This window comes from Pseudarthrobacter sp. W1I19 (assembly GCF_030817835.1).
In the GTDB taxonomy this organism is placed as follows: domain Bacteria; phylum Actinomycetota; class Actinomycetes; order Actinomycetales; family Micrococcaceae; genus Arthrobacter.
The window spans coordinates 3,552,674-3,574,542 of sequence record NZ_JAUSZR010000001.1 but is presented as its reverse complement, the minus strand read 5'-3'; the positions used below and the strand labels follow the sequence as shown (position 1 = coordinate 3,574,542).

Here is a 21,869-nt window from a genome sequence, read left to right as displayed (position 1 = left end):
TACCCCCAAGATGCCGGCACGTCCAAACCCCCTGTCTGCCTACAAGGCGACGGGGGAATACGAAAGAGAGAACTGATGACTACTCGTGCAACCGCACGGCATCGCGCCGAGGTCACCAAAACCAATTCGCTCGCCATCATTGCCAAGGCTGTCGGCGACAACGCAGGCGGCGTCGGCCGCCAGGCTGCAGTGATCGCTGCTGCTTCCGGACTGGTCCTGACCAGCGGCCTGGCAGCCAACGCTGCAGACGCCAACGTCCAGCGTGACTCCGCTCCGGCTTCCAACCTGGAAGTTGAATCAACGGTTGAGGCTCCGATTTCGGCTGAGTCCACCATCGCCATTTCCTTCGAGAAGCCCGCGGTGACCACCACTCCGGCTCCTGTGGTGGAAGCTCCGGAACCTGAGGTTGAGGTCCAGGAAGCAGCCGCCCCGGCGGCCCCGGCCGCCAAGCCGGCTCTTGCCGCCAAGGTGACCGCCTCGGCTCCTGCCGCGGCTCCCGCAGCCCAGGCTTCGGCAAGCGGCAAGGGTGCAGCCATCCTTTCCGCCGCCTACGCCCAGCTTGGTGTGATGCAGGACTGCACCATGCTGGTCACCAACTCCCTGGCCGCCGTCGGAATCAACTTCCACGACTGGCCCGCGGGTTACCTCTCCCTGGGGCGCACCGTGAGCGCCGCTGAAGCTCAGCCGGGCGACCTGATCTACTACGCCGATGGCGGCGCCGGCATGGCCCACATCGCTGTCTACGCCGGAAACGGCCAGGCGGTACACGGCGGCTACAACGGCAACCAGACCGTTGTTTTCAGCGCAAACGTTGGTTCCGGCCCGGTCTTCATCCGCGTCAACTGACAACCCGGTCCGTTTGATCGGACGCATCAGCATCGAACACAGCCCCTGCCTTGGAAGGCAGGGGCTGTGTTTGTTTAAGCAGGCAGGTCGCGGCAGCCGTCGCGAGCGGACACGGCCTGTCCCTTCACCGGAATTAGCCGATAGCGCACTTCTTTGTTTACTCTTGTGGTGTCGATCCATAGCCCGGACATGCCGAGGGCAGCCGGCCCTCGTGCCCCTGACGGGTGCGGCCGTGAAGAGGTACGTGCATGCGCACTCTCGTTCTGAATGCTGGATATGAACCGCTGGCGGTTATTTCTTTCCGCCGGGCGCTGGTGCTTGTGCTGACGAACAAGGCGAGCGTTGTGGCCGAAGGGGACGATCCTGTGGTGGGTCCCCAGGAGATCCTGGGCCGCCCGTCCGTGATTCTCCTGAACCGCTACATCCGCCCCAGATACAACCAATCCACGGCGGTGAGCAGACGCGGGGTGCTCCGGCGCGACGGGCACAAATGCGCCTATTGCGGAAAAGCTGCGCACACTATCGACCATGTCCATCCCAAGTCCCGCGGCGGTGCGGATTCGTGGGAGAACCTCGTGGCGGCATGCCTGCGGTGCAACAACGTTAAGGGCGATCACACCCCGGCGGAGATGGGCTGGAAGCTGCGGTTCGTGCCCGAGCCTCCGCACGGCACCATTTGGCAGATCAAGGAACTGGAGAAGCCCACTCCTGCCTGGGATCCGTTCCTGCTTCCGGAGCGCGCTGCCTGACATAGCCTGCCTGGTCTGGCCTGGGCCCGCTCCGGATTAAGCTGGTGGAGTGGAATCAGACAGACTGGCCTTCGACGCCCTGATCCTTGCGGGCGGCCGTTCCTCCCGCCTGGGTGGGGTACCCAAGCAGGGGCTCGTCTTTGAGGGCGCCACGCTGCTGCAGCATTCGCTTGCTGCCTGCTCCCCGGCGTCCCTCATTGCTGTGGTGGGTCCGGATTCCGGTCCGTTGCCTGCAGGGGTGGTCGCCTGCCGCGAGCAGCCCGAGTTCGCAGGACCGGCTGCGGCAGTCGCCGCCGGGCTGGAAGCGCTGGGCCGCGCCGGCGGCGGGCGCGAATTCACCCTGGTGCTGGCCTGCGATATGCCCAGGGCCTCGGGCGCGGTGGAAACTTTGGCGCAATGCCTTGTTTCCTTGGCTGATGCCGGGGACGGAGTGATGGCCTGTTCCGAAGACGGAACTGCCCAAATGCTGCTGGGTTTTTACCGCACGGCCGGGTTAAAAAGATCGGCGCAGGCGCTGGCTGCTCGGGACGGCTTAATCAACGGTTCCATGCGGTCCCTCCTTGCTAGTCTGGACGTGCAGCTTGTCACCGTCCCCGCCGGAACCACAGATGATGTGGATACCTGGGATGATGCCGCCGCATTAGGAGTTGACGCCGGGGCAGCCGGACGTGCGCCAGGACCGGCGCGGCAGCAGTTGAATTGGGAGGCAAAGAGTGAAAAGCCAGGATGAAACACTGGAGGAATGGTGCAGGTCCCTCCTCCAGGCCTATGAGCTTGAGGACGTCCAGGTGGACGTTAATGCCATCCTTGCCCTCGCGGGCGTTGCTGCGCACTCCGTTGTGCGGCCGGCGGCGCCCCTGACCACCTTCATAGCCGGCTACGCAGCCGGCCTTGCCTCGGGCTCCGGGCAAGGCACCGAGGCTTCGTCCATGGAGGACGCCTTGGCCGTTGCACGTTCACTGGCTGCCGATTACGACGCTGAAGCCGCCGGGGCTTCTGGCGAATGACTGAAGAACCCGGGGAAGAACGGAGTTCAGCAGACCAGCCGGAGGAGACGCGGCACCTGGCCCATACCTGGGATGAGGCGCGGCAGGCTGCCTTCGAGGCGGCAACTCCAATTCCAGCCGGACCCGTGCCATTGCACCTGGCCCTGGGCCGCACGTTGGACCGGGATATCGTGGCACTGCAGGACATGCCGCACTACGCGTCGTCGGCCATGGACGGCTGGGCGGTCAACGGGACGGGGCCGTGGATCCTCGTGGAACCGGGCACGCGCCTTGCACCCCACCAGGCAAGCCCCATTGTGACCGGCGGACTCATTCCCCCCGGCGGGAAAGCGATACTTCGCAGCGAGAGTGCACTGCTGGGCAAGGATGAGGACGGACTGCCGGTGCTGCTGACCGGCGGCAGCGCCAGGCCCGGTGAGCCGCGCAGCGGCCAGCACATCCGGAAAGCCGGGGAAGAGGCGCTGGCGGGAGACGTCCTGGTGAAGGCCGGAGTGCAGCTTAACCCCGCGCATCTGGCCCTGGCTGCCTTGGCCGGATATGACGAGCTGCCCGTCCAGGGCAAGCCCATGGTGCGGCTGCTGCTGACGGGCTCCGAAGTGATCGGCCACGGCGTCCCGGTTCCCGGCAAGGTGCGGGACACCTTCGGTCCGCAACTGCCGGCCGTCGTGAACATGCTCGGCGGGATCGCAGGCGAACAGCAGCGGATTGGCGACTCTTACGCGGAGTGGCTTGCAGCACTGGAAGATGTGGTCCCGGAGGCGCCGGGCGCACCGGACCTGCCGGCCGACGTCGTAATCACCACGGGAGGGACCGGACAGTCAGGTACGGACCACCTCCGCCAGGCGGTTGCTGAACTGGGCGGAAGGCTCATCATCGATGGCATAGCCATGCGGCCGGGGCATCCGGCCGTCCTCGCGGAGCTGCCGGACGGGCGCTTTGTGCTGGGCCTGCCGGGGAATCCCCTCGCCGCGATGATGGCGCTGTCCACCGTGGGGGCGCCACTGCTCGCCGCACTGGGCCACGGCAAACTGCCGGACATCCAGGAGGTGCCCTGTGGGAGCATCATCGAACCCGACCCGGGGCGTACCCGCCTGATGCCGTTCCGCCTGCTGTACGGAATGGCGTCGCCGGCGCAGCATACGGGCCCCGGCATGATGCGGGGACTCGCATCGGCAGACGGTGTGCTGGTGGTGCCGCCGCATGGTGTCCAGCTCGGCGAACTGGTGCCAGCCTTCGCGCTGCCCTGGGGACCGCCCATTCCGGCGCTTGCAGAGCCCGGTTCCAAGGCGAAACCCAGAAATGCTGCGCGGCCCGGACGGACCCCTGCCAAGCCGGCGGCCAGTGGCCCCGTGGACTGGAGCGCGCTGCTTGGCTGACCGTCGCCGGGCAAGCGCGCTGGCATCCGGCACCGGCAGTTGTCATGATGGACCTATGAACAGGCAGGGGTGGCCATGGGCCGCGTGACCCAGCGCCGCAAGGTGCACAAATATGTCCTCGATGGCTCTCCGAAGGCCCTCGAATTTCCGGTACGGCACCGCGAGGATGTCCTCGCGGTGGAGGAGCCGCTGGAGATCCGGCTGGGCCAGTTGTCCTTCTCGGTGACCATGCGCACCCCGGGTGACGATTTTGACCTGGTGGCCGGGTTCCTGGTGTCGGAGGGCATCATCTGGAGCGCCGAGCAGCTTGTGTCGCTGCGTTTCTGCGCGGGCGAAGACGAGAACGGGGTGCAGACCTTCAATGTGGTGGAGGTCCAACTGCGGCCGGACGTCACCATTCCCTCCATCGGGCGCCACATCTACACGTCCAGCTCCTGCGGCATTTGCGGCACTGATTCGGTGGAGTCCGTGCGGAAATCATCGCGCTACAGCCTGGATGAGGATTCCCTGAACCTCGAGGCCGGACTCCTGGCATCGCTGCCGGGGCTGCTGCGGAAATCCCAGCGGGTTTTTGAGGACACCGGGGGAGTGCACGCGGCAGGTCTGTTCAAGATCACGGACGACGGCGCTGCGGACCTTATGTGCCTCCGCGAGGACGTAGGGCGCCATAACGCCGTGGATAAGGTTGTGGGCTGGGCTTTGCGTGAAGGACTGCTCCCGCTGCGCGGGACCGTTCTCCAGGTGTCCGGCCGGGCCTCCTTCGAGCTGGTGCAGAAAGCGGCGCTGGCAGGAATCCCCGTGCTGGCAGCCGTCAGCGCGCCGTCCAGCCTTGCCGTGGAACTCGCGGAAGCAAGCGGCATGACCCTGGCCGGTTTCAGCCGGGGAACCAGCCTGAATATCTATACCGGGGACCAGCGCATCATCAGGCCCGCTGTACAGGTTCCTGCCGCCGCAGTTCCTTGATGCAACGGGCCGTCCTGCGAATCGGTCCACAAACCGCTGCGGAATTGTTCCCCGGATAGTCGTTGGCTAGTAAGCTACCAGTGGGTAGTTAATCCACCGAATGGACACCTTGGTCCACATTTCCAGCGCTGAAGAGGGCCAACATTGCATGACGACCGCCGGATCACGGAAGTCCGCCTCGAAAGGTTCGTCCGCGAACGTATCATCCCTGCTGTTTACAGCAGGAGCCTGCCTCTGGCCTTGAGCAGCTGGGATGTCCCCGACGAGCCGGTCCCGGCCCTCGAGGCCATGCGGCAGGACTTCCACCCGCAGGACCACGGTGCTCCCTGGGGGAAGCCATGGGGCACCAAATGGCTCCGCCTTCAAGGCGAGGTGCCGGAATTCTGGGGTGCCGGGCCGGACACCACGGTTGAAGTGGTGGTGGACCTGGGCTTCACCACCGAAGTCCCGGGTTTCCAATGCGAAGGGATAGCCTGGCGGGCCGACGGCACCATTATCAAAGCGCTCTCGCCCCGCAACCAGTACATCCCGCTGAAGCTGCTCGGTGGCGGCATGGCTGTGGACTTTTACGTGGAGGCAGCTGCCAACCCCGACGTCGCCCAGGGCTGGACCTTCGCGGCCACACCGTATGGGGACAAGTCCACGGCGGGAACGGCGCCGCAGTACCGACTGGGTACCATTGCCATTGCCGAACTGAACCAGACAGTGTGGGAGCTCCAGCAGGACATCTGGACGCTGTCCGGGCTGATGGCGGAACTGCCGTGGGAACAGCCGCGGCGGCATGAGATCCTCCGCGCCCTCGAGCGCATGTTGGATGCGATGGATCCTGACGATGTCGCCGGAACGGCAGCAGCCGGACGCGAAGCGCTCGCCGAGGTCCTGGCCCGGCCAGCCTATGCGTCCGCGCACCAGCTGGTGGCCACCGGTCACGCCCACATCGACTCTGCCTGGCTGTGGCCAGTCCGGGAGACCATCCGCAAGTGTGCCAGGACGTTCTCCAACGTGGTGGCCCTGATGGATGAATACCCGGATTTCGTCTTTTCCTGCTCCTCGGCACAGCAGCTCGCCTGGATCAAGGAGTACTACCCCGAACTTTTCGGCCGGATCCGGGAAAAGGTGCGGGCAGGCCAGTTTGTTCCCGTTGGCGGGATGTGGGTGGAATCCGATACGAATATGCCCGGCGGGGAAGCCATGGCCCGGCAGTTTGTTGAGGGCAAGAGCTTCTTCCTGGCGGAGTTCGGAGTGGACTGCCAGGAAGCCTGGCTGCCGGACTCCTTCGGGTACTCCGCGGCCCTGCCGCAGATCGTAAAAGCTGCCGGCAGCAGGTGGTTCCTCACACAAAAGATCTCCTGGAACCAGACCAACAGGATGCCGCACCACACTTTCAACTGGGAGGGCATCGACGGCACCCGGCTCTTTACGCACTTCCCGCCCGTGGATACCTACAATTCCCAGCTCAGCGGACGCGAGCTGGCCCACGCGGAGCGCAACTACCGTGACCACGGCCGCGGTACGGTGTCGCTGGTGCCTTTCGGCTATGGCGACGGCGGTGGCGGGCCCACCAGGGAAATGCTTGCCGCCGCTGCCAGGACAGCGGACCTGGAAGGATCACCAAAGGTTCGGACCGGATCGGCTCAGAGCTTCTTTGAGCAGGCCGAGGCAGAGTATCCGTCCCTGCCGGTCTGGGTGGGTGAGATGTACCTCGAACTGCACCGCGGTACCTACACCAGCCAGGCGCGGACCAAGAAGGGCAACCGGCGCAGCGAGCACCTCCTCCGCGAAGCGGAATTGTGGTGTGCCACTGCCGCTGTCCGGACGGACTCGTTTGTTTATCCGGCCGCCGAGCTCAAGCGGTTGTGGCGGCTGGTGCTGATGCAGCAGTTCCATGACATCCTGCCGGGCAGTTCCATCGCCTGGGTGCACCAGGACGCCGAACGCAACTACCAGGCCATCGAGGTTGCCCTCGAAGCTCTCATCGCCGAGGCTGCGGCCGCCATCCTTGGCAACGGGGAGCGGACTTTCCTGCTCAATGCCGCGCCGCATGCGCGGGCGGGAGTGGAGGCGCTTGGGGCAGCGGAACCTGCCGTCCCGGCGCTTCCTGCCCGGGCCGCTGCACAGGAGGGCGGCTACGTCCTGGACAACGGCATCATCCGCGCAGTGGTGGATGCTGACGGACTGATCAGCTCCCTCCGGGACTACGCCAGCGGCCGCGAAGCGATCGCCCCGGGGGAGCGCGGCAACCTGCTTGAGCTGCACCGGGACACGCCCAATGAGTGGGATGCCTGGGATATCGACGAGTTCTACCGGCGCAACGTCACGCCGTTGACAACCGCCCAGTGCGTACGGCTGGCAAAGGACCAGGAGGAAGCGGCTGTAGTGGTGGAACGGGTGGCAGGATCTTCTGCCATTTCCCAGCGCATCAGCCTTGCCGCAGGCAGCCCTTCGCTGTCGATCACCACAACTGTCGACTGGCAGGAGCGCGAAAAGCTGCTGAAGCTCGGATTTGCCCTCGATGTGCGGGCTGACCGGTCTGCTGCCGAGACGCAGTTTGGGCATGTCTTCCGCGCCACCCACACCAACACGTCCTGGGAAGCAGCGAAGTTCGAAATCTGCGCGCACCGCTGGATCCACGTCGCCGAACCCGGTTACGGCGTCGCTGTATCCAACTCGTCCACCTACGGGCACGATGTCACCAGGAGCATCAGGGAGGCCGACGGCGGCACCACCACCACCGTCCGCTTGTCACTGCTGCGCGCCCCGAAGTTCCCTGACCCGGAATCGGATCGCGGGCACCACGAACTGACGATGACCGTTCGCCCGGGAGCCGACATCGCCGATGCGGTCCAGGAGGGTTACGGGACCAACCTTGAGCCCCGCCTGGTCAGCGGCGGTTCACCCGCGGAGCCACTGTTTGCCGTGTCCAACCCGGCGGTTGTTATCGAGGCAGTGAAGCTTGCAGAGGACGGCTCCGGGGACGTGATCGTCAGGTTGTACGAATCGTTGGGCCAGCGTTCCGCCGGCAGCATCACCGCCAACTTCCCAGTCCGGCGCGTCGCTTCAATGGACCTGCTGGAGCGGCCCATCGAGGCCGTTGGGGTGGAGGCCGGTTCGGGCGGTGCCGACCTGCTCCTGCGCCCGTTCCAGCTGGTGACGCTGCGGTTTGTCCGCGCTGCGGCCGGGAGTTAGGGCCAAGCTTCCGCCAAGGTGGAAACGGCCGCCACGGGCGTGGAAAGCTTGAAGTGTGAAAGGGGCCTTAAATGGCTGAGTGGGGGCGGTCCCCAACGGCCGCCACCACTCATCCCCCCAAAGCGTGCAAAGGCCCCCGGGAGGTGCCACGTTCAAGAAATTATCCCCGTTCGTAAACGCCCGGCAACTCCCACCTTCACACATCCATGATTGTTCCACATTCTAATGAATTTGTGAAAGCCCCTGAGGTTACGTTTCGGTAGATGTCCTTCCGGGACCGGCGGCCCTTTTGTTCCTCACCCGCGCAGCCCAGATCAGCGCCAGGCCAACCACGAAGCAGAGCACTGCGGTGTAGTTGATGATGAACTCAATGGCGCCCAGTTCCGGCGGCACCACAGGAAACAACAGGGTGAGCGCTATGGCCACCCCGCCCACTGCCAGGAGCCCGGCGGCAAACCGCACCAGCACCGGCAACCTGCTGCCCACGGCGCGGACCATTGCGGGCAACAGCACCAGGGACACGTAGGAGGGATATGCGCGGCCGGCAGCGCCGTAGTACTCCACCAGGGCCCCGTGCCACGGGTCCTTTCCCGCCACCGCACTCAACCCTGCGGACGATCCCGCAGTGTCCATCAGGAAGAACACGAACACCATCACCAGGGAGATCACCAGCAGGACGGTCATCCCGGTTTTGCCGGTAATGAGCCGGTAAGCATGGTCGGCGCCGAAACCCCGCGTCACGCGGATGCCCACGAAGTAGATGGCAGCGAAAATGATAAAGCGCAGCAGCAGGTTGGCAAGGTTGATGCCACCCAGCGCGGTGTCCACGGCGACGTACGGTGCCTCGATGCTCAAGAGGATGGCAGCGGTCAACAACGCAAAAATGTAGAAGAGGGACCTGTTCTCGCCGCGGATGGCGCTGGGCACGCGGGCTGCCGCGATGAGGCCGCACGTGGCCAGCGTTGACCATTGAAGTATTTCGATCATCCCAGGTTCTCCCAGATCTTTTCCGTTTGCGCCTGGTCCTGCTCCTGGCGTCGCAACACCTTGCCCAATGCCTGCAGCCGGTCACCGGTGAGAACGGCAAGGTCGCCGTCGGACAGGCTCTCCAGGGCGGCCCGGCGTGCGCCGGGGGCCCAGCCGACCTCTTCCTCGGTGACCAGTCCGGTGGCCACCAGGCCGTTGGCCAGGCCAACGCCGGCGGCCCGCGCCGTGGCCACGGCCAGCTCGGCCGTCAGGCGGTTGGCGGTCAGCTGCGCTGAATAGTTTTGTGGGGCGATGCCAGTGGCGGCGGATACCCGGTGCCGCACCTCGCCGTCGTCAATTGCATCAACCCAGTTCTTTACCGAAGTGGAGTGCGGCGCCGGCGAAAGAGCGGGCGGCTCAGGGCCGGCTTTTCCTCCGGGGTCCATCGCGGGACGCGCCAGCATGGCGTGCAGCAGGTCCGCGGTGGAAATCTGGCTCACCAGTTCACAGCGCGTGGGGCCAGGCTGCGGATTGGCCAGCTGCCGGTAGGCGTCGAAATCGGCCAGGGCGGACACCGGATTGATGCCGTAGGCCCGGCTGATGCTGACCACGGTGGAAACTGATACTTTCCCACGCACCAGCTGCTGGGCAAGGGTGGTCCGCTTGATCCCGGAGATCCTGCAGACGTCAGCCGTGCTGGCCTCCGGCGCAACGCCTTGCAGCCAGCGCTGGAACGCCTTGGCGGGGAGGGTCATGGAGGGCTCTCTGCAGAACGGATGATTTGTCGATTTTATCCTGCTAATTTTGCCGCCGGTTTTACCCGCGCCCCGGTTTCGACTATGCTTGATGGTCGAGCCCGTTGGTCCGTACACCCCCCAAGTCCGGACCAGCGGGTTCTTTTATGTCCGCCGGCTCTGGCGCCCTCCCTGCTGCGGATCAGCAAGGCACTTGCGCGCTGCAACGGGGAAGGCCGGCTGCGGATGCTCCGGCGAAAGGATGGATCATGACTGCGACCCTTGTTGCCAAGGATGTTTCCGGCGGTCACGACCACCGGCAGCTTTTCTCCAGGCTCTCCCTGACTGTCGCCCCGGGCGACGTGGTGGGCGTGGTGGGTGCCAACGGCGCCGGCAAGTCCACCCTGCTGCGGCTCCTGGCCGGCGTCGACCAGCCGCAGGACGGAACGGTCAGCCTTGCCCCGGCAGACGCATTCGTGGGCTGGCTTCCCCAGGAACACGAGCGCATTCCAGGTGAAACCGTGGCCGGATACATCGCCCGGCGAACCGGCTGTGCGGTTGCGACAGCGGAGATGGAGTCCACCGCTGAAGCCCTTGGTTCCGGGGCGCCCGGTGCCGATGACGCCTACTCCCGGGCCTTCGACCGCTGGATGGCCTCAGGCGCCGCGGACCTTGATGAACGCATCCCTGCCGTCCTGGCCGAACTGGGCCTCGACACGGGTGCCGATGCCGTGATGACCGGCCTGTCCGGCGGGCAGGCCGCCCGGGTGGCGCTCGCCGCCCTGCTGCTCAGCCGGTTCGACGTGGTGCTCCTGGACGAACCCACGAATGACCTCGATCTGGCCGGCTTGGCGAAGCTGGAGGACTTTGTCCGCGGCCTGCGCGGCGGTGTTGTGCTGGTCAGCCACGACCGGGAGTTCCTGGCCCGCTGCGTCACTACCGTGGTGGAGCTGGACCTGGCGCAGAATTCGGTGGCAGTTTATGACGGCGGCTATGATGCCTTCCTCGAAGAACGCGCCGTTGCGCGGCGGCACGCGCGCGAGAAATATGAGGAGTTCGCTGCCACGAAGGCGGACCTGGTGTCACGGGCCCGGACCCAGCGCGAATGGAGCTCCCAGGGCGTGCGGAACGCCATGAAGAAGAGTCCCGACAACGACAAGATCCGGCGCGCCGCGAGCACCGAGTCTTCGGAAAAGCAGGCCCAGAAAGTGCGGCAGATGGAATCGCGGATTGCCCGGCTGGATGTCGTGGAAGAGCCGCGGAAGGAATGGCAGCTCCAGTTCTCCATCGGCCAGGCGCCCCGCTCCAGCTCAGTAGTGGCCACCCTCCGCGACGCCGTGGTGCGGCAGGGCAGCTTCACCCTGGGTCCCGTCAATCTCCAGCTCAACGCGGGGGAGCGGATCGGTATCACAGGCCCCAACGGCGCCGGCAAGTCCACCCTGCTCCGCCTCTTGCTGGGCGACATCGCACTGGAGTCCGGCAGCGCTGCCATGGGTGCCTCGGTGGCCATCGGCGAAATCGACCAGGCCCGCGGACTGCTGGCCGGCCACCTTGCGCTGGCTGACGCCGTCGAGGCGGTCCTGGTGGACCTGACCCCCGCGGAGGTCCGGACGCTGCTGGCAAAGTTCGGCCTCAAAGCGGATCACACCGCCAGGACCATCGATTCGCTGTCCCCGGGCGAACGCACCAGGGCCGCCCTGGCCCTGCTGCAGGCCCGCGGCGTGAACCTCCTTGTCCTGGACGAGCCAACCAACCACCTCGACCTGCCGGCCATCGAGCAGCTGGAGGAAGCGCTGGAAAGCTACGACGGCGCCCTGCTGCTGGTCACGCACGATCGGCGGCTGCTGGAAAACGTGCGGCTGGATGTACGTTGGAATGTCGAGAACGGAATGGTAGAGGAGCAGCAGCAATGAGCATGGAAGGGGTGGCCTGGAACTCCCTGTACAAGATCACCCGGGCCAAAAGCGGTTCCCAACCCTTTTCTAAAGCCACGCTGAAGCGCGTCCTGGGCTTCGCCCGCCCCCATCAGGGCAAACTGGTGGCGTTCGTGGCGTTGTCCGTTGTGATGGCATTCCTGGCTGTGGCAACCCCAGTCCTGGCAGGGCAAGTGGTGGACGCGATCGTCGCCAAGGCCGCCACGGAGGAGGTTGTCCGCCTGGCGGTGCTGATCGCCGTCGTCGCAGTAGCCGAAGCGGGCCTGGGACTGGTGAGCCGCTGGCTCTCCTCCACCATCGGCGAGGGCGTGATCGTGGACTTGCGCACCCGGGTTTTCGACCATGTGCAGAAAATGCCCATCGCCTTCTTCACCAGGACCCGCACAGGCGCCCTGGTCAGCAGGCTGAACAACGACGTCATCGGCGCCCAGTCCGCTTTCGCCGGCACGCTCTCCGGAGTCGTCAGCAACGTGGTGGCATTGATCCTCACGCTCGTGGTGATGCTGGGGACGTCCTGGCAGGTGACCGTCCTGGCCATGATCCTGCTGCCGGTGTTCCTCATTCCGGCCCGGAGAATGGGTTCCAGGCTTGCGGACCTGCGCCGCGAGGCTGCCGAACACAACGCCGCCATGGGCACCCAGATGACCGAGCGGTTCTCCGCCCCGGGGGCCACGCTGGTTAAGCTCTTCGGCCGGCCGGATGAGGAATCCCACGAATTTGCCGTCCGTGCCGGCCGCGTCCGCGACATTGGGGTCCGTACAGCCATGCTGCAGTTCACCTTCGTGACTGCCCTGACATTGGTCTCCGCGCTCGCACTGGCCCTCGTGTACGGGCTGGGCGGCTGGCTGGCCATCACCGGCCAGCTGGCGGCCGGCGACGTTGTGGTGCTGGCACTGCTGCTTACCCGGCTCTACGCCCCGCTCACCGCGCTGTCCAACGCACGGGTGGAAATCATGAGCGCGCTGGTCAGCTTTGAGCGGGTCTTTGAAATCCTGGACCTCAAGCCGCTGATCCAGCAGAAGCCGGACGCCGTGGCGGTTCCGCCGGGCCCGGTCTCCGTGGAGTTCGACGATGTCCGCTTCGCCTACCCTTCCGCGGAAAAGGTGTCGCTTGCCTCGCTGGAGGAGGTGTCCACGCTGGACACCCGCGGTGGCGAGGAGGTGCTGCACGGCATCAGCTTCCGGGTTGAGCCCGGGCAGACCGTGGCGCTGGTGGGATCCTCCGGCGCCGGAAAATCGACAGTCGCGCAGCTGCTTGCCCGGCTGTACGACGTCGATTCCGGCGCCGTACGCCTCGGCGGCACCGTCCCGGGAACCGGCCTCGATGTCCGTGACGCCACCTTCGATTCCCTCCGGGACACCCTGGGCATGGTGACGCAGGACGGCCACCTTTTCCACGAAACCATCGCCTCCAACCTCCGGCTCGCCAAGCCGGACGCCACTGAGAAGGACATGTGGGAGGCCGTCCGCCAAGCCCGGCTCGAAACGATGATCCGGTCACTGCCTGATGGGCTGGACACGGTGGTGGGTGAACGCGGCTACCGGCTTTCCGGCGGGGAACGCCAGCGGCTGACCATCGCCCGGCTTCTCATCTCCCAGCCCCGCGTTGTCATCCTCGATGAGGCCACGGCCGCGCTGGACTCCACCAACGAAGCAGCCGTGCAGGCTGCCCTGGGTGCTGCGCTCGAGGGGCGCACCGCCGTCGTGATTGCCCACCGGCTCTCCACCATCCGCGCCGCCGACGCGATCCTGGTGGTGGAGGACGGCCGGATTGTGGAGCGCGGCACCCACACCGAACTGCTGGCCGCCGAAGGCCGGTATGCCGAGCTGTACAGGACGCAGTTCGCCGAAGCCACCGCCGTGGCACAGGAAGCAGTTCCTGAACTCTAGGTGTGCTGCGGCTTCAGGTCCGACGGTACAGGCTGGGCGCTTCAGGCCTGGCGGGCCAGCTCGGGCAGGATATGGTCCGTCAGCAGGGGGGCAAGGTCGCCAGGCAACTCGGCGCCGCCGTCAAGGGCAGCCAGGTCAAGCCACCGGATCTCCGCAATCTCGGCGGAAGGATGGGCCTCCCACGTCCCCGGCGCCATAAACACCGTCGCCTCGATATCCGTGGCGGCTTCGTTGGCGGCGTCGGCGATCCAGACGCCCATCAGCTGCAGTTCGCCCGGGTCCAGGACTATCCCCACCTCTTCGGCGAGCTCACGGGCAGCAGCCTGGACGGCGCTTTCGCCCGCTTCGGGCTTACCGCCCGGATGCATAAACATCGCAGTGCCGCGCTTCCTGACGGTCAGGAGCCGGCCGGTGTTGTCAAAGACGCAGACTGCGGAGACGACGATGCGGTTATTCATGCTTCCTCTTTCTGCAGCCGGACCAGCCGTGATGTCAGCAGGAGATCCTTCCGTGGCCCGGTGACGTCCCAGCTGTAGCTGAAGCTGTTTGGACCCTCGTAGGTGTAGGTGACGCGGTACGTGTCGGGATCGCACCAGTGCTGGTCCAAATTTTCGCGGGGAGTGAAGCTCATGCTGTGGAAGGGGCGGCCGTCCGGGAAGGAGACATCCATGGTGTCTGCGCGCGGGGTGGTTGCCAGGACATATTCGCGGGTGGCGGGGCCGGTGAAAGTAGGCCAGTGCATGGTGCCTTCCTCGCGGAGGTCCAGGCCGCCGTCGTCCCTGGAAGCAAAATGGACGACGCCGGAGAAGGTTCCGCGGGTGCCGGTGGCGCGGTCCAGCAGGTCACGCTGAACGCTCCACTGGCCGGTTCCCGGAGCGGCGCCCCCAATGGCCGCGGCGGGGCCCAGCAGGTAGGCGCGGAGGTCGAACTCCGGGGGAGGAAAGTCCAAGTGCCCTCGATTGGAATCGAACCAACGACACCGGCTTTAGGAGAGCCGTGCTCTATCCACTGAGCTACGAGGGCGGGCATCCATTGGATCGGCAGAGCCGGTCCGCGTCGGACACGGATACAAGCATACAAGGTGTGGAGCCGTACTACGCTCAATGCATGAGTTCAGCGCCGTCCACATCGTCAGCCGCTGCCGTTATTCCGGACACCACCTCCACCCGGCAGTACATCGGAGCATGGTCAGTGCTCAGCGTGCTGCAGTATTTCGCGGCGGAGGCTGCAGTGATCCTGGCCTGGGCAGGCCCGCAGCCCTACGACCTGCGCACGGGCTACATCAGTGACCTCGGAGCCCTCCGCTGTGGTGTCTTTGACGGGCGCCCGGTGTGTTCTCCCTTGAACTGGCTCATGAATGCCTCCTTTGTGGTTCAGGGCCTCGGGATGCTGCTCGGTGCGCTGCTGCTGAGCTCGGGACTGCTGTGCGTGGCCGCCTTGGCCGGGGCCCGTGTACAGCGGCGGCGGCCCTGGCTCGCGGCTGTCTGGGTGCGGCTGCTGACCGGAACGGCCGGGGCCGGGACGGTGATTGTGGGACTGGTGCCGGAGGATGCCGGCTCCGGCTGGCACTACACCGGTGCCGTGACGTACTTCATTGCCGGGGCAGCCGCCCTGCTGGTGCTGGGATTCCTCTGGCTGCGGAAAACAGCCATGGCGTGGTTCATTCTGGCCTGCGGTTCGGTTTCGCTGGCTGCCCTGGTCACCGGCGGACTGACCCGGATGGCTGTGCCGGAACCCGGCACACTGGAACGGCTCATGGGCTACCCGGTCACGGTGGGGATGGCTGCCGCCGGACTGGTCATCGCGCAGCGCGTCCACCGGCACCGGAAGCAGGTCCGTGCCGCGGCGTCGCTTCGCCAGCCGCTCTAGGATTCTGTCGCTTTGGCCTTACGGGGTTTAAGGAGCACGGCGGCTGCGCCTGCGAGCAGGCTCAGGACCAGGAGGACCCAGCCGGCTATGGTGAGGCCGGACGCGAGTGCCACCTGGCCGGCGTCGGGCGTTTCTGACGCCAACACGCCGTCGATGGCCACGTTGGCCCAGAGCCGGACCACAACAAAAAGCAGCGGAAGTGCCCACAGCGCCCAGCGCAGTGCCTTCCTGGGAACACTTGTCCCGATGAGCAGCAGCCAGGTGAACCCGAAGATCAGCGGGAACAGGGTGCCGGCGGTTTTGTGGACGTAGTTGAGCTGGCCGCGGGCGTCGTCATCCATGGTGGCGTGCAGCTGGCCGATGTAGTGGGCATCGAACCCGCCGATGAGGGAGTCCGGCATGGCCAGGCCGCCCGTGGTGAGCTGCCGCAGCTGGTCCAGCGTGAGCAGGTGCAGGTACCAGAACAGGAACAGGCTGGCCACCACTCCGGCGATCAGGATCAGGTTGCTGTTGTTCTCGGCCTTCTGCGGTGTGCGGTTCGTGCTGGGGTTCACCACTGGCGGAAGGTGGTGCTGCGGCACCGCCGCCTTGGAGCCGTGCTTCTTGATCCGCTGGGCGGGGGTTTTGGCCATGGCACCATTATCCCGCCCCATAAACTGAAGCCATGACCATTGGCCGGCACAGCGCTGTTGAACTTGACCCCTCCCTTGACGACTACGAGCTGGCGGCGGCTTTGGTCCGCGAAGCAGGGCAGCTTGCATTGCTGATGCGGATGGCGGGCCTGCAGTCCGAACAGAAGACGTCGGTTTCCGACGTGGTGACAGCTGCCGACCATGCCGCCGAGGCCTACGTGCTTGAGCAGCTGCGGCGTTGCCGGCCGGACGACGGCATCCTGGGGGAGGAGGGCGCCTCGGTCCAGGGGACAAGTGGCCGGACCTGGGTGATTGACCCGGTGGATGGCACCTACAACTTCCTGCATGGTTCAACGTACTGGTGCTCCGCGATTGCCCTGAAGGATTCCTCCGATGTAATGCTCGGAGCCATCTTCCAGCCGGAGGAGGACAAGCTTTGGCTCGGGGGCAAGGCCCGCCCTGCAACGTTGAACGGCGAACCCCTCACGGTGTTCCACCAGGACCGGGGCGCCCGCAACAGCACCGCCGTGGCTGAACTGGGGGCCGCAACGTACATCCACCCGAGCTGGCTGATGGATCCACTGTGCGCGATGCCGTGGCACGCGGCCGCTACATCCGCCGCCGCGCTGCGCATGCTGGGTTCCGGTTCCTGTGACCTGGGCCGGGTGGCCGACGGGCAGCTTGGATGCTGGTTCCAGCACAGCTGCCCCGAGTGGGACTGGCTTCCGGGCAAAGCGATCGTCCGGGCTGCCGGCGGAGCCGTGGACACAGTTCGAGTAAACGGCCTGGAGTGGTTTATGGCCGGGGGAACGACGGCGGTTCGTGAGTTGCGTGCCGCCCTCGAGTCCGGTTCGGTGGCGTAGAGGATCACGACATCAGCCGTATGTGGATAACGTCCCGTCATCCACAGGCTGGAGCTGGGTGTCGGCCCCACCGCCTAGACTTGTAGGCACCATGGATATGTTGTTTGACCCGTACTCTGACGGACCCTTTAAAGCCGCTCCCACCGCCGCTGCCCGCACCAAGTCGCCTTCCGAGGGCGTAGCTGCGGCGCCGGGGACGGGCGGAAGCGTCCGCGCACAGGTGCCGGAAGGGAAGGCTCACCGAAGCCACGGCATGGACCCGGCCAAGCTGCTGCAGGGGCTCAACCCCCAGCAGGAGGAAGCCGTCAAACATGCTGGTGGCGCCCTGCTCATCGTGGCCGGTGCCGGTTCGGGAAAGACCCGTGTACTCAGCAACAGGATCGCCTACCTGATCGCCACAGGACGGGCCCACTACGGCGAAATCCTGGCCATCACCTTCACGAACAAGGCCGCCGCGGAAATGCGGGAACGCATCGAAAAACTGGTGGGCGGACGCGCCAAGATCATGTGGATCTCCACCTTCCACTCATCCTGCGTCCGCATTCTCCGGCAGGAGGCGGCCAATGTGGGGCTGAAATCGAACTTCTCCATCTACGACTCCGCCGACTCCCTGCGGCTGGTCACCCAGGTCTCTAAAGCCCTTGACCTGGACCCCAAGAAGTTTGCGCCCAAGGCTATCCAGCACAAGATCTCGGCGCTGAAGAACGAACTTATCGACGCCGATTCATTCGCCTCGGCCGCCAACTACAACGATCCCTTCGAGCAGGCTGTTGCTGATGTCTTCAAGGGCTACACGCAGCGGCTGCGGCAGGCGAACGCCATGGACTTCGACGACCTCATCGCCGAGACCGTCTACATGTTCCGGGCCTTCCCTGCCCTCGCGGAGTCCTACCGCCGGCGGTTCCGGCACGTGCTGGTGGACGAATACCAGGACACCAACCACGCCCAGTACGCCCTGGTCCGCGAAATTGTGGGGGAGGGGCCCGGGGCTTCCGAGCTGACCGTGGTTGGTGACTCGGACCAGTCCATCTATGCTTTCCGCGGTGCCGATATCCGCAACATCGTGGAGTTCGAGAAAGACTACCCCGAGGCGCGGACCATCAAGCTGGAGCAGAACTACCGCTCCACCCAGAACATCCTCAGCGCGGCCAATTCGGTGATCTCACGGAATCCGAACCGTCCGGAAAAGCGGCTGTGGACCGCCGAGGGCGAAGGTCACAAGATCATCGGCTACGTGGGCGAGAACGAGCATGACGAAGCCCAGTTCATCGCCAAGGAAATTGACCGGCTCCAGGACGAGGAAAACCTCCGCCCCGGCGACGTCGCCATCTTCTACCGGACCAACGCCCAGTCGCGCTCCATCGAAGACGTGCTGGTCCGGGTTGGCCTGCCCTACAAGGTGGTGGGCGGCACGCGCTTCTACGAGCGCAAGGAGATCAAGGACGCCCTCGCCTACCTGCGTGTCCTGGTTAATCCGGACGACGACGTCAACCTGCGGCGGGTGCTCAACGAACCAAAGCGCGGCATCGGTGACCGCGCCGAGGGCGCCGTGGCCGCGCTTGCCCAGCGTGAACGGACGTCGTTTATGGCCGCCGCACGCCGGGCCGAGCAGGCTCCGGGCATGGCAACCCGGTCCGTGAATGCCGTGCTTGGGTTCGTGAAGTTGCTGGATGACCTGGCAGAAGTGGCCGCGGGCTCGGGCGCGGCGGCAGCACTGGAAGCCGTCCTGGAGCAGACCGGTTATCTGGCCGCGCTGCGCTCCAGCACGGATCCGCAGGACGAGTCCCGGGTGGAAAACCTCGCCGAACTCGTCGCCGTCGTCCGTGAATACGAACAGGAGAATCCGGAAGGGTCTCTGGAGGCCTTCCTGGAACAGGTGTCCCTGGTGGCGGATGCCGACCAGATCCCGGATGCCCCGGCGGGAACCGCCGAAGAAACAGCTGCCGCCGTCGCGGAGGCAAAACGGCTGGGCGTGGTCACCCTCATGACCCTGCACACGGCCAAGGGGCTCGAATTCCCGGTGGTGTTCCTGACGGGCATGGAACATGGCCTGTTCCCGCACCAGCGTTCAGCAACGGATCCGAAGGAACTGGCGGAAGAACGCCGCCTCGCCTACGTAGGGCTCACCCGTGCCCGGAAGCGGCTCTACGTGACCCGTTCCGAGGTCCGCAGCATGTGGGGGCAGAGCCAGTACAACCCTGCCAGCCAGTTCCTTGAGGAGATCCCCGCTGATCTCCTGGAATGGAAGCGTGAAGGAACCAGCAGGCAGTCCAACTGGGGCGGCGGATCCATCAGTTCGGGCCGCTACAGCGGATCCTTCTGGGGCGCCGGGACTTCCCGCGGTGCTGCCGCCGATCCCTCGGCGGGCTTCAATGCCGATGTCCCCGCTGTGATCGCCCGCAACCGTGTGCAGCCGCAAAAAGAGATCGTCGCGGTCAGTGTGGGGGACAAGGTCAACCACACGAGTTTCGGAAACGGGACGGTGCTGGCCCTCGAGGGGGCCGGGGACAAGACCGTGGCAAAGGTGAAGTTCGACGTCGGCGAAAAACGGCTGCTGCTCCGGTACGCGCCGCTCACCAAGCTCGACGCCTAGGAGCGGAGCCGGACAAGGTCCGCCCTTGTCCGGCCCGTCAGGCGGGTTTACAGTTCAGGAACCTTTTCCCAGCAGCCGTAAACAACATGACGGAGTGGGCCGTGAAGATTCTGTTTGCCAGCCAGGCCATCGACGGCCATTTCAACCCGATGACCGGGGTGGCGGCGGAGCTCGCAAAACGGGGGCATGATGTCCGCTGGTACACGGGCCCGGTCCTCGCCGGCAAGCTCCGTGAACTCGGGATTCCGCTGTTCCCCTTCAATCGCGCCATCGAACACCGCGCCGACAACCTCAGTGAGCTCTACCCGGAACGAGCCAAGCTGAAAGGGCCCCCCGCCATCGGCTTTGACGGGGAGAAAATCTTCGCAAGCAACATCAGCAGCTTCTTCGAGGACATCCTGGAACTGGACCGGGCCTTCCCTTTTGATGTCCTGGTGGCGGACAGTTCCATGTTCATCCACCGGCTCGTTGCGCACCTGATGGGAAAGCGGGTGGTGGCCTTTGTTGCGATTCCCAATATGGAAAGCGATCCACTGGTGCCCCCGCTCTTTTTCGGTTTCCTCCCCGCGCGCAACGCAGGGGAAAAGGTCCTGCAGGCCGCGGCCGGGCTTCTCTCCGACAAGGTCATTCTTCGCCCCGCCAGCCAAAGCTACCGACGGCAGCACGCGTTCTACGGCCAGGAGGTGCCCAAAAGAGGCCGGCTCACCGACGAGCCCTACCGCTGCTCGGACGCCGTCATCCAGACCGGCTCCAGGTCCCTCGATTTTCCGCGAAGAAAGGACAACCCCAAAGTCCACTACGTCGGGGCGCTCCTGCCGTACCGGCTCGCGGATACGTCCGGCCTGCAAGGGGAGCCGCACATGGATCCGCAAGGTTCCGCCGGTAGAGGTCTTGCCAGGACAATAGTGGTCACCCAGGGCACGGTGGACAACCTGGACCCGAACAAACTGATCATTCCCGCAGTAGAGGCACTGAAGGACACGGACACCATAGTGATGGTGGCGACGGCAGGCCGCGGTACGGAGGAACTCCGTGAACGCTATCCTCAACCGAACATCCAGATCCACGACTACATCGACTTTGCCGCCGTCTTCGACCATACGGACGTCTTTGTCACCAACGGCGGATTTGGCGGCGTGCAGCTCGCGCTTTCCAAGGGAGTCCCCCTGGTGGTGTCCGGGATCAACGAGGGAAAGAACGATGTCAACGCCAGGGTGGAGTACGCCGGAGTGGGCATCAACCTGCGGACGGACAACCCCTCCGCAGAGAGCATTGGCAACGCCGTGAACAGCATCCTGGCTGATCCCGCATGGAAGCACCGGGCCCAGCAGATGCGCGCCGATTTTGGCTCCGACAATCCTGCCGAGGCTGCCGCCAAAGTGGTGGAAGACGTATTCAGCAAAAGATAAAGCACCGGCGTAAAGCATAATGGGGCGCATGCGACGGACTGTTCTGGGGATCTTCGCCGCCCTGATCCTGGCGGCGGCCACGGCCTGCACCATCACCACCCAGGATCCCGGCTACGTCCCGCCGCCACCGCTGCCGCCTCTGGAACAGTTGGAACAGGCCGCTTTGGTGGACGCCAAAGGCTTCTCCAACGGTGATGGGGTTGTCTCCTTTATCACCGCAGACCGGACGGTTGCCTGTTCGCTGACCGCCGCCAGGGGAGAGCATGTGAATCTGCCCTACGAACAGAACAACTTCAGTGATTCGGCCAACAACAAACTGGCAACGGTGCCTGTGGCACACTGCCAACTTGCCAAGTACCCCCCGCCGAAGGCCGGGGACGCCAAGGACGACTGCGCGGGAACCAACCTGGGCTACCTGGGCGGCGTTGCGCTGCTCACCCCGGACAGCGCCACCTACGGGGAATGCCGGTCCGGCGTCACACAAATGGAAGCAACCTATAGCCCCAAAGGAACCAAAACCGGTGACATAACGGAACTGCAGGTGCTCGGGGAGGGGCAGAACCTCGAAGGGAACGGACTGCGCTGTTCGGCCTACAACGGCGGGGTGGCGTGCGGAAACGTCTCCGCCGGCGTCGGATTCTTTGTTTCCCCGGACCATTACGAGCTAATTTCCGGGCCCGCGGAAAGTGCCTCCCCGACGCCCGCAGAGGGCTCAAAAACCCCGTAATTCCGCGGTTTTTCTACGCTCCATAGAATAGTGTCCTTACTCACATAAGCGGTACTCTGGGACGGGCCGGTCCCTCCAAAGGACTAGAGTTCCCAGTGGAGCATCACGCCGCGTGGCTCGTTTCCA

General features: G+C 65.2%; 19 protein-coding genes and 1 tRNA gene. 14 read left to right on the top strand and 6 right to left on the bottom strand.

Annotated features, from left to right (window positions below; genetic code table 11):
* Window positions 1–75: 75 nt before the first annotated feature.
* From QF038_RS16490 to QF038_RS16460, 7 genes are all read left to right on the top strand, one after another.
* Window positions 76–846, top strand: coding sequence for an NlpC/P60 family protein (locus QF038_RS16490; RefSeq protein ID WP_307611377.1), 771 nt, complete (start codon window positions 76–78; stop codon window positions 844–846).
* Window positions 847–1,094: 248 nt separating this feature from the next.
* A complete protein-coding gene (locus tag QF038_RS16485) occupies window positions 1,095–1,595 on the top strand; it encodes an HNH endonuclease (protein WP_142043789.1) in 501 nt (166 codons plus the stop codon).
* A 49-nt stretch (window positions 1,596–1,644) separates the two neighbouring features.
* Window positions 1,645–2,325, top strand: coding sequence for a molybdenum cofactor guanylyltransferase (locus tag QF038_RS16480; protein WP_307611374.1), 681 nt, complete (start codon window positions 1,645–1,647; stop codon window positions 2,323–2,325).
* Window positions 2,309–2,602, top strand: a complete 294-nt coding sequence (locus QF038_RS16475) for a DUF6457 domain-containing protein (protein ID WP_307611371.1) — start codon at window positions 2,309–2,311, stop codon at window positions 2,600–2,602. Before QF038_RS16480 ends, QF038_RS16475 begins: the two co-directional genes overlap by 17 nt.
* Window positions 2,599–3,978: a molybdopterin molybdotransferase MoeA gene (locus QF038_RS16470; protein WP_307611369.1), complete on the top strand. Its 1,380-nt coding sequence runs from the start codon at window positions 2,599–2,601 to the stop codon at window positions 3,976–3,978. Before QF038_RS16475 ends, QF038_RS16470 begins: the two co-directional genes overlap by 4 nt.
* A 75-nt stretch (window positions 3,979–4,053) precedes the next feature.
* The gene (gene fdhD, locus QF038_RS16465) at window positions 4,054–4,941 is read left to right on the top strand and encodes a formate dehydrogenase accessory sulfurtransferase FdhD (protein WP_307611367.1); all 888 of its coding nucleotides are present in this window, start codon (window positions 4,054–4,056) and stop codon (window positions 4,939–4,941) included.
* A 144-nt stretch (window positions 4,942–5,085) separates the two neighbouring features.
* The gene (locus QF038_RS16460) at window positions 5,086–8,127 is read left to right on the top strand and encodes a glycoside hydrolase family 38 C-terminal domain-containing protein (RefSeq protein WP_307611365.1); all 3,042 of its coding nucleotides are present in this window, start codon (window positions 5,086–5,088) and stop codon (window positions 8,125–8,127) included.
* Window positions 8,128–8,376: 249 nt separating this feature from the next.
* On the opposite strand, the gene QF038_RS16455 is transcribed toward QF038_RS16460, so the two are convergent.
* Both QF038_RS16455 and QF038_RS16450 read right to left on the bottom strand, forming a co-directional pair.
* The gene (locus tag QF038_RS16455) at window positions 8,377–9,114 is read right to left on the bottom strand and encodes a hypothetical protein (protein WP_307611363.1); all 738 of its coding nucleotides are present in this window, start codon (window positions 9,112–9,114) and stop codon (window positions 8,377–8,379) included.
* Window positions 9,111–9,848, bottom strand: coding sequence for a hypothetical protein (locus QF038_RS16450; protein ID WP_307611361.1), 738 nt, complete (start codon window positions 9,846–9,848; stop codon window positions 9,111–9,113). Before QF038_RS16450 ends, QF038_RS16455 begins: the two co-directional genes overlap by 4 nt.
* A gap of 248 nt (window positions 9,849–10,096) precedes the next feature.
* On the opposite strand from QF038_RS16450, the gene QF038_RS16445 reads away from it, so the two are divergent.
* Both QF038_RS16445 and QF038_RS16440 read left to right on the top strand, forming a co-directional pair.
* Window positions 10,097–11,740 (top strand): ABC-F family ATP-binding cassette domain-containing protein, encoded by a 1,644-nt coding sequence (locus QF038_RS16445; protein WP_307611359.1) that lies wholly within the window; start codon window positions 10,097–10,099, stop codon window positions 11,738–11,740.
* Window positions 11,737–13,650, top strand: a complete 1,914-nt coding sequence (locus tag QF038_RS16440; protein ID WP_307611356.1) for an ABC transporter ATP-binding protein — start codon at window positions 11,737–11,739, stop codon at window positions 13,648–13,650. The genes QF038_RS16445 and QF038_RS16440 overlap by 4 nt, the downstream gene beginning before the upstream one ends.
* A gap of 41 nt (window positions 13,651–13,691) precedes the next feature.
* Here the strand turns inward: QF038_RS16440 and QF038_RS16435 are convergent, their stop codons facing one another.
* The 3 genes from QF038_RS16435 to QF038_RS16425 form a co-directional block, all read right to left on the bottom strand.
* A complete protein-coding gene (locus QF038_RS16435; protein ID WP_307611355.1) occupies window positions 13,692–14,108 on the bottom strand; it encodes an NUDIX domain-containing protein in 417 nt (138 codons plus the stop codon).
* Window positions 14,105–14,599 (bottom strand): DUF6314 family protein, encoded by a 495-nt coding sequence (locus QF038_RS16430; RefSeq protein ID WP_307611352.1) that lies wholly within the window; start codon window positions 14,597–14,599, stop codon window positions 14,105–14,107. Before QF038_RS16430 ends, QF038_RS16435 begins: the two co-directional genes overlap by 4 nt.
* Window position 14,600: 1 nt before the next feature.
* Window positions 14,601–14,673, bottom strand: a tRNA-Arg gene (locus QF038_RS16425).
* 84 nt (window positions 14,674–14,757) lie between these two features.
* Here QF038_RS16425 and QF038_RS16420 point away from each other — a divergent pair.
* The gene (locus QF038_RS16420) at window positions 14,758–15,519 is read left to right on the top strand and encodes a DUF998 domain-containing protein (RefSeq protein WP_307611350.1); all 762 of its coding nucleotides are present in this window, start codon (window positions 14,758–14,760) and stop codon (window positions 15,517–15,519) included.
* Here the strand turns inward: QF038_RS16420 and QF038_RS16415 are convergent.
* A complete protein-coding gene (locus QF038_RS16415; protein ID WP_307611348.1) occupies window positions 15,516–16,151 on the bottom strand; it encodes a hypothetical protein in 636 nt (211 codons plus the stop codon). The genes QF038_RS16420 and QF038_RS16415 overlap by 4 nt on opposite strands.
* 32 nt (window positions 16,152–16,183) lie before the next feature.
* Here QF038_RS16415 and QF038_RS16410 point away from each other — a divergent pair, with 32 nt between their 5' ends.
* The 4 genes from QF038_RS16410 (at window position 16,184) to QF038_RS16395 (ending at window position 21,743) form a co-directional block, all read left to right on the top strand.
* Window positions 16,184–17,014, top strand: a complete 831-nt coding sequence (locus tag QF038_RS16410) for an inositol monophosphatase family protein (protein ID WP_307611346.1) — start codon at window positions 16,184–16,186, stop codon at window positions 17,012–17,014.
* A gap of 97 nt (window positions 17,015–17,111) precedes the next feature.
* Complete coding sequence (gene pcrA, locus QF038_RS16405) at window positions 17,112–19,607, top strand: DNA helicase PcrA (RefSeq protein WP_373461653.1); 2,496 nt, start codon at window positions 17,112–17,114, stop codon at window positions 19,605–19,607.
* Between the two features lie 101 nt (window positions 19,608–19,708).
* Window positions 19,709–21,016 (top strand): glycosyltransferase, encoded by a 1,308-nt coding sequence (locus tag QF038_RS16400; protein ID WP_307611342.1) that lies wholly within the window; start codon window positions 19,709–19,711, stop codon window positions 21,014–21,016.
* A 19-nt stretch (window positions 21,017–21,035) separates the two neighbouring features.
* Entirely contained in the window at window positions 21,036–21,743 is a 708-nt protein-coding gene (locus QF038_RS16395; protein ID WP_307611339.1) for a hypothetical protein, read from the top strand.
* Window positions 21,744–21,869: the final 126 nt, after the last annotated feature.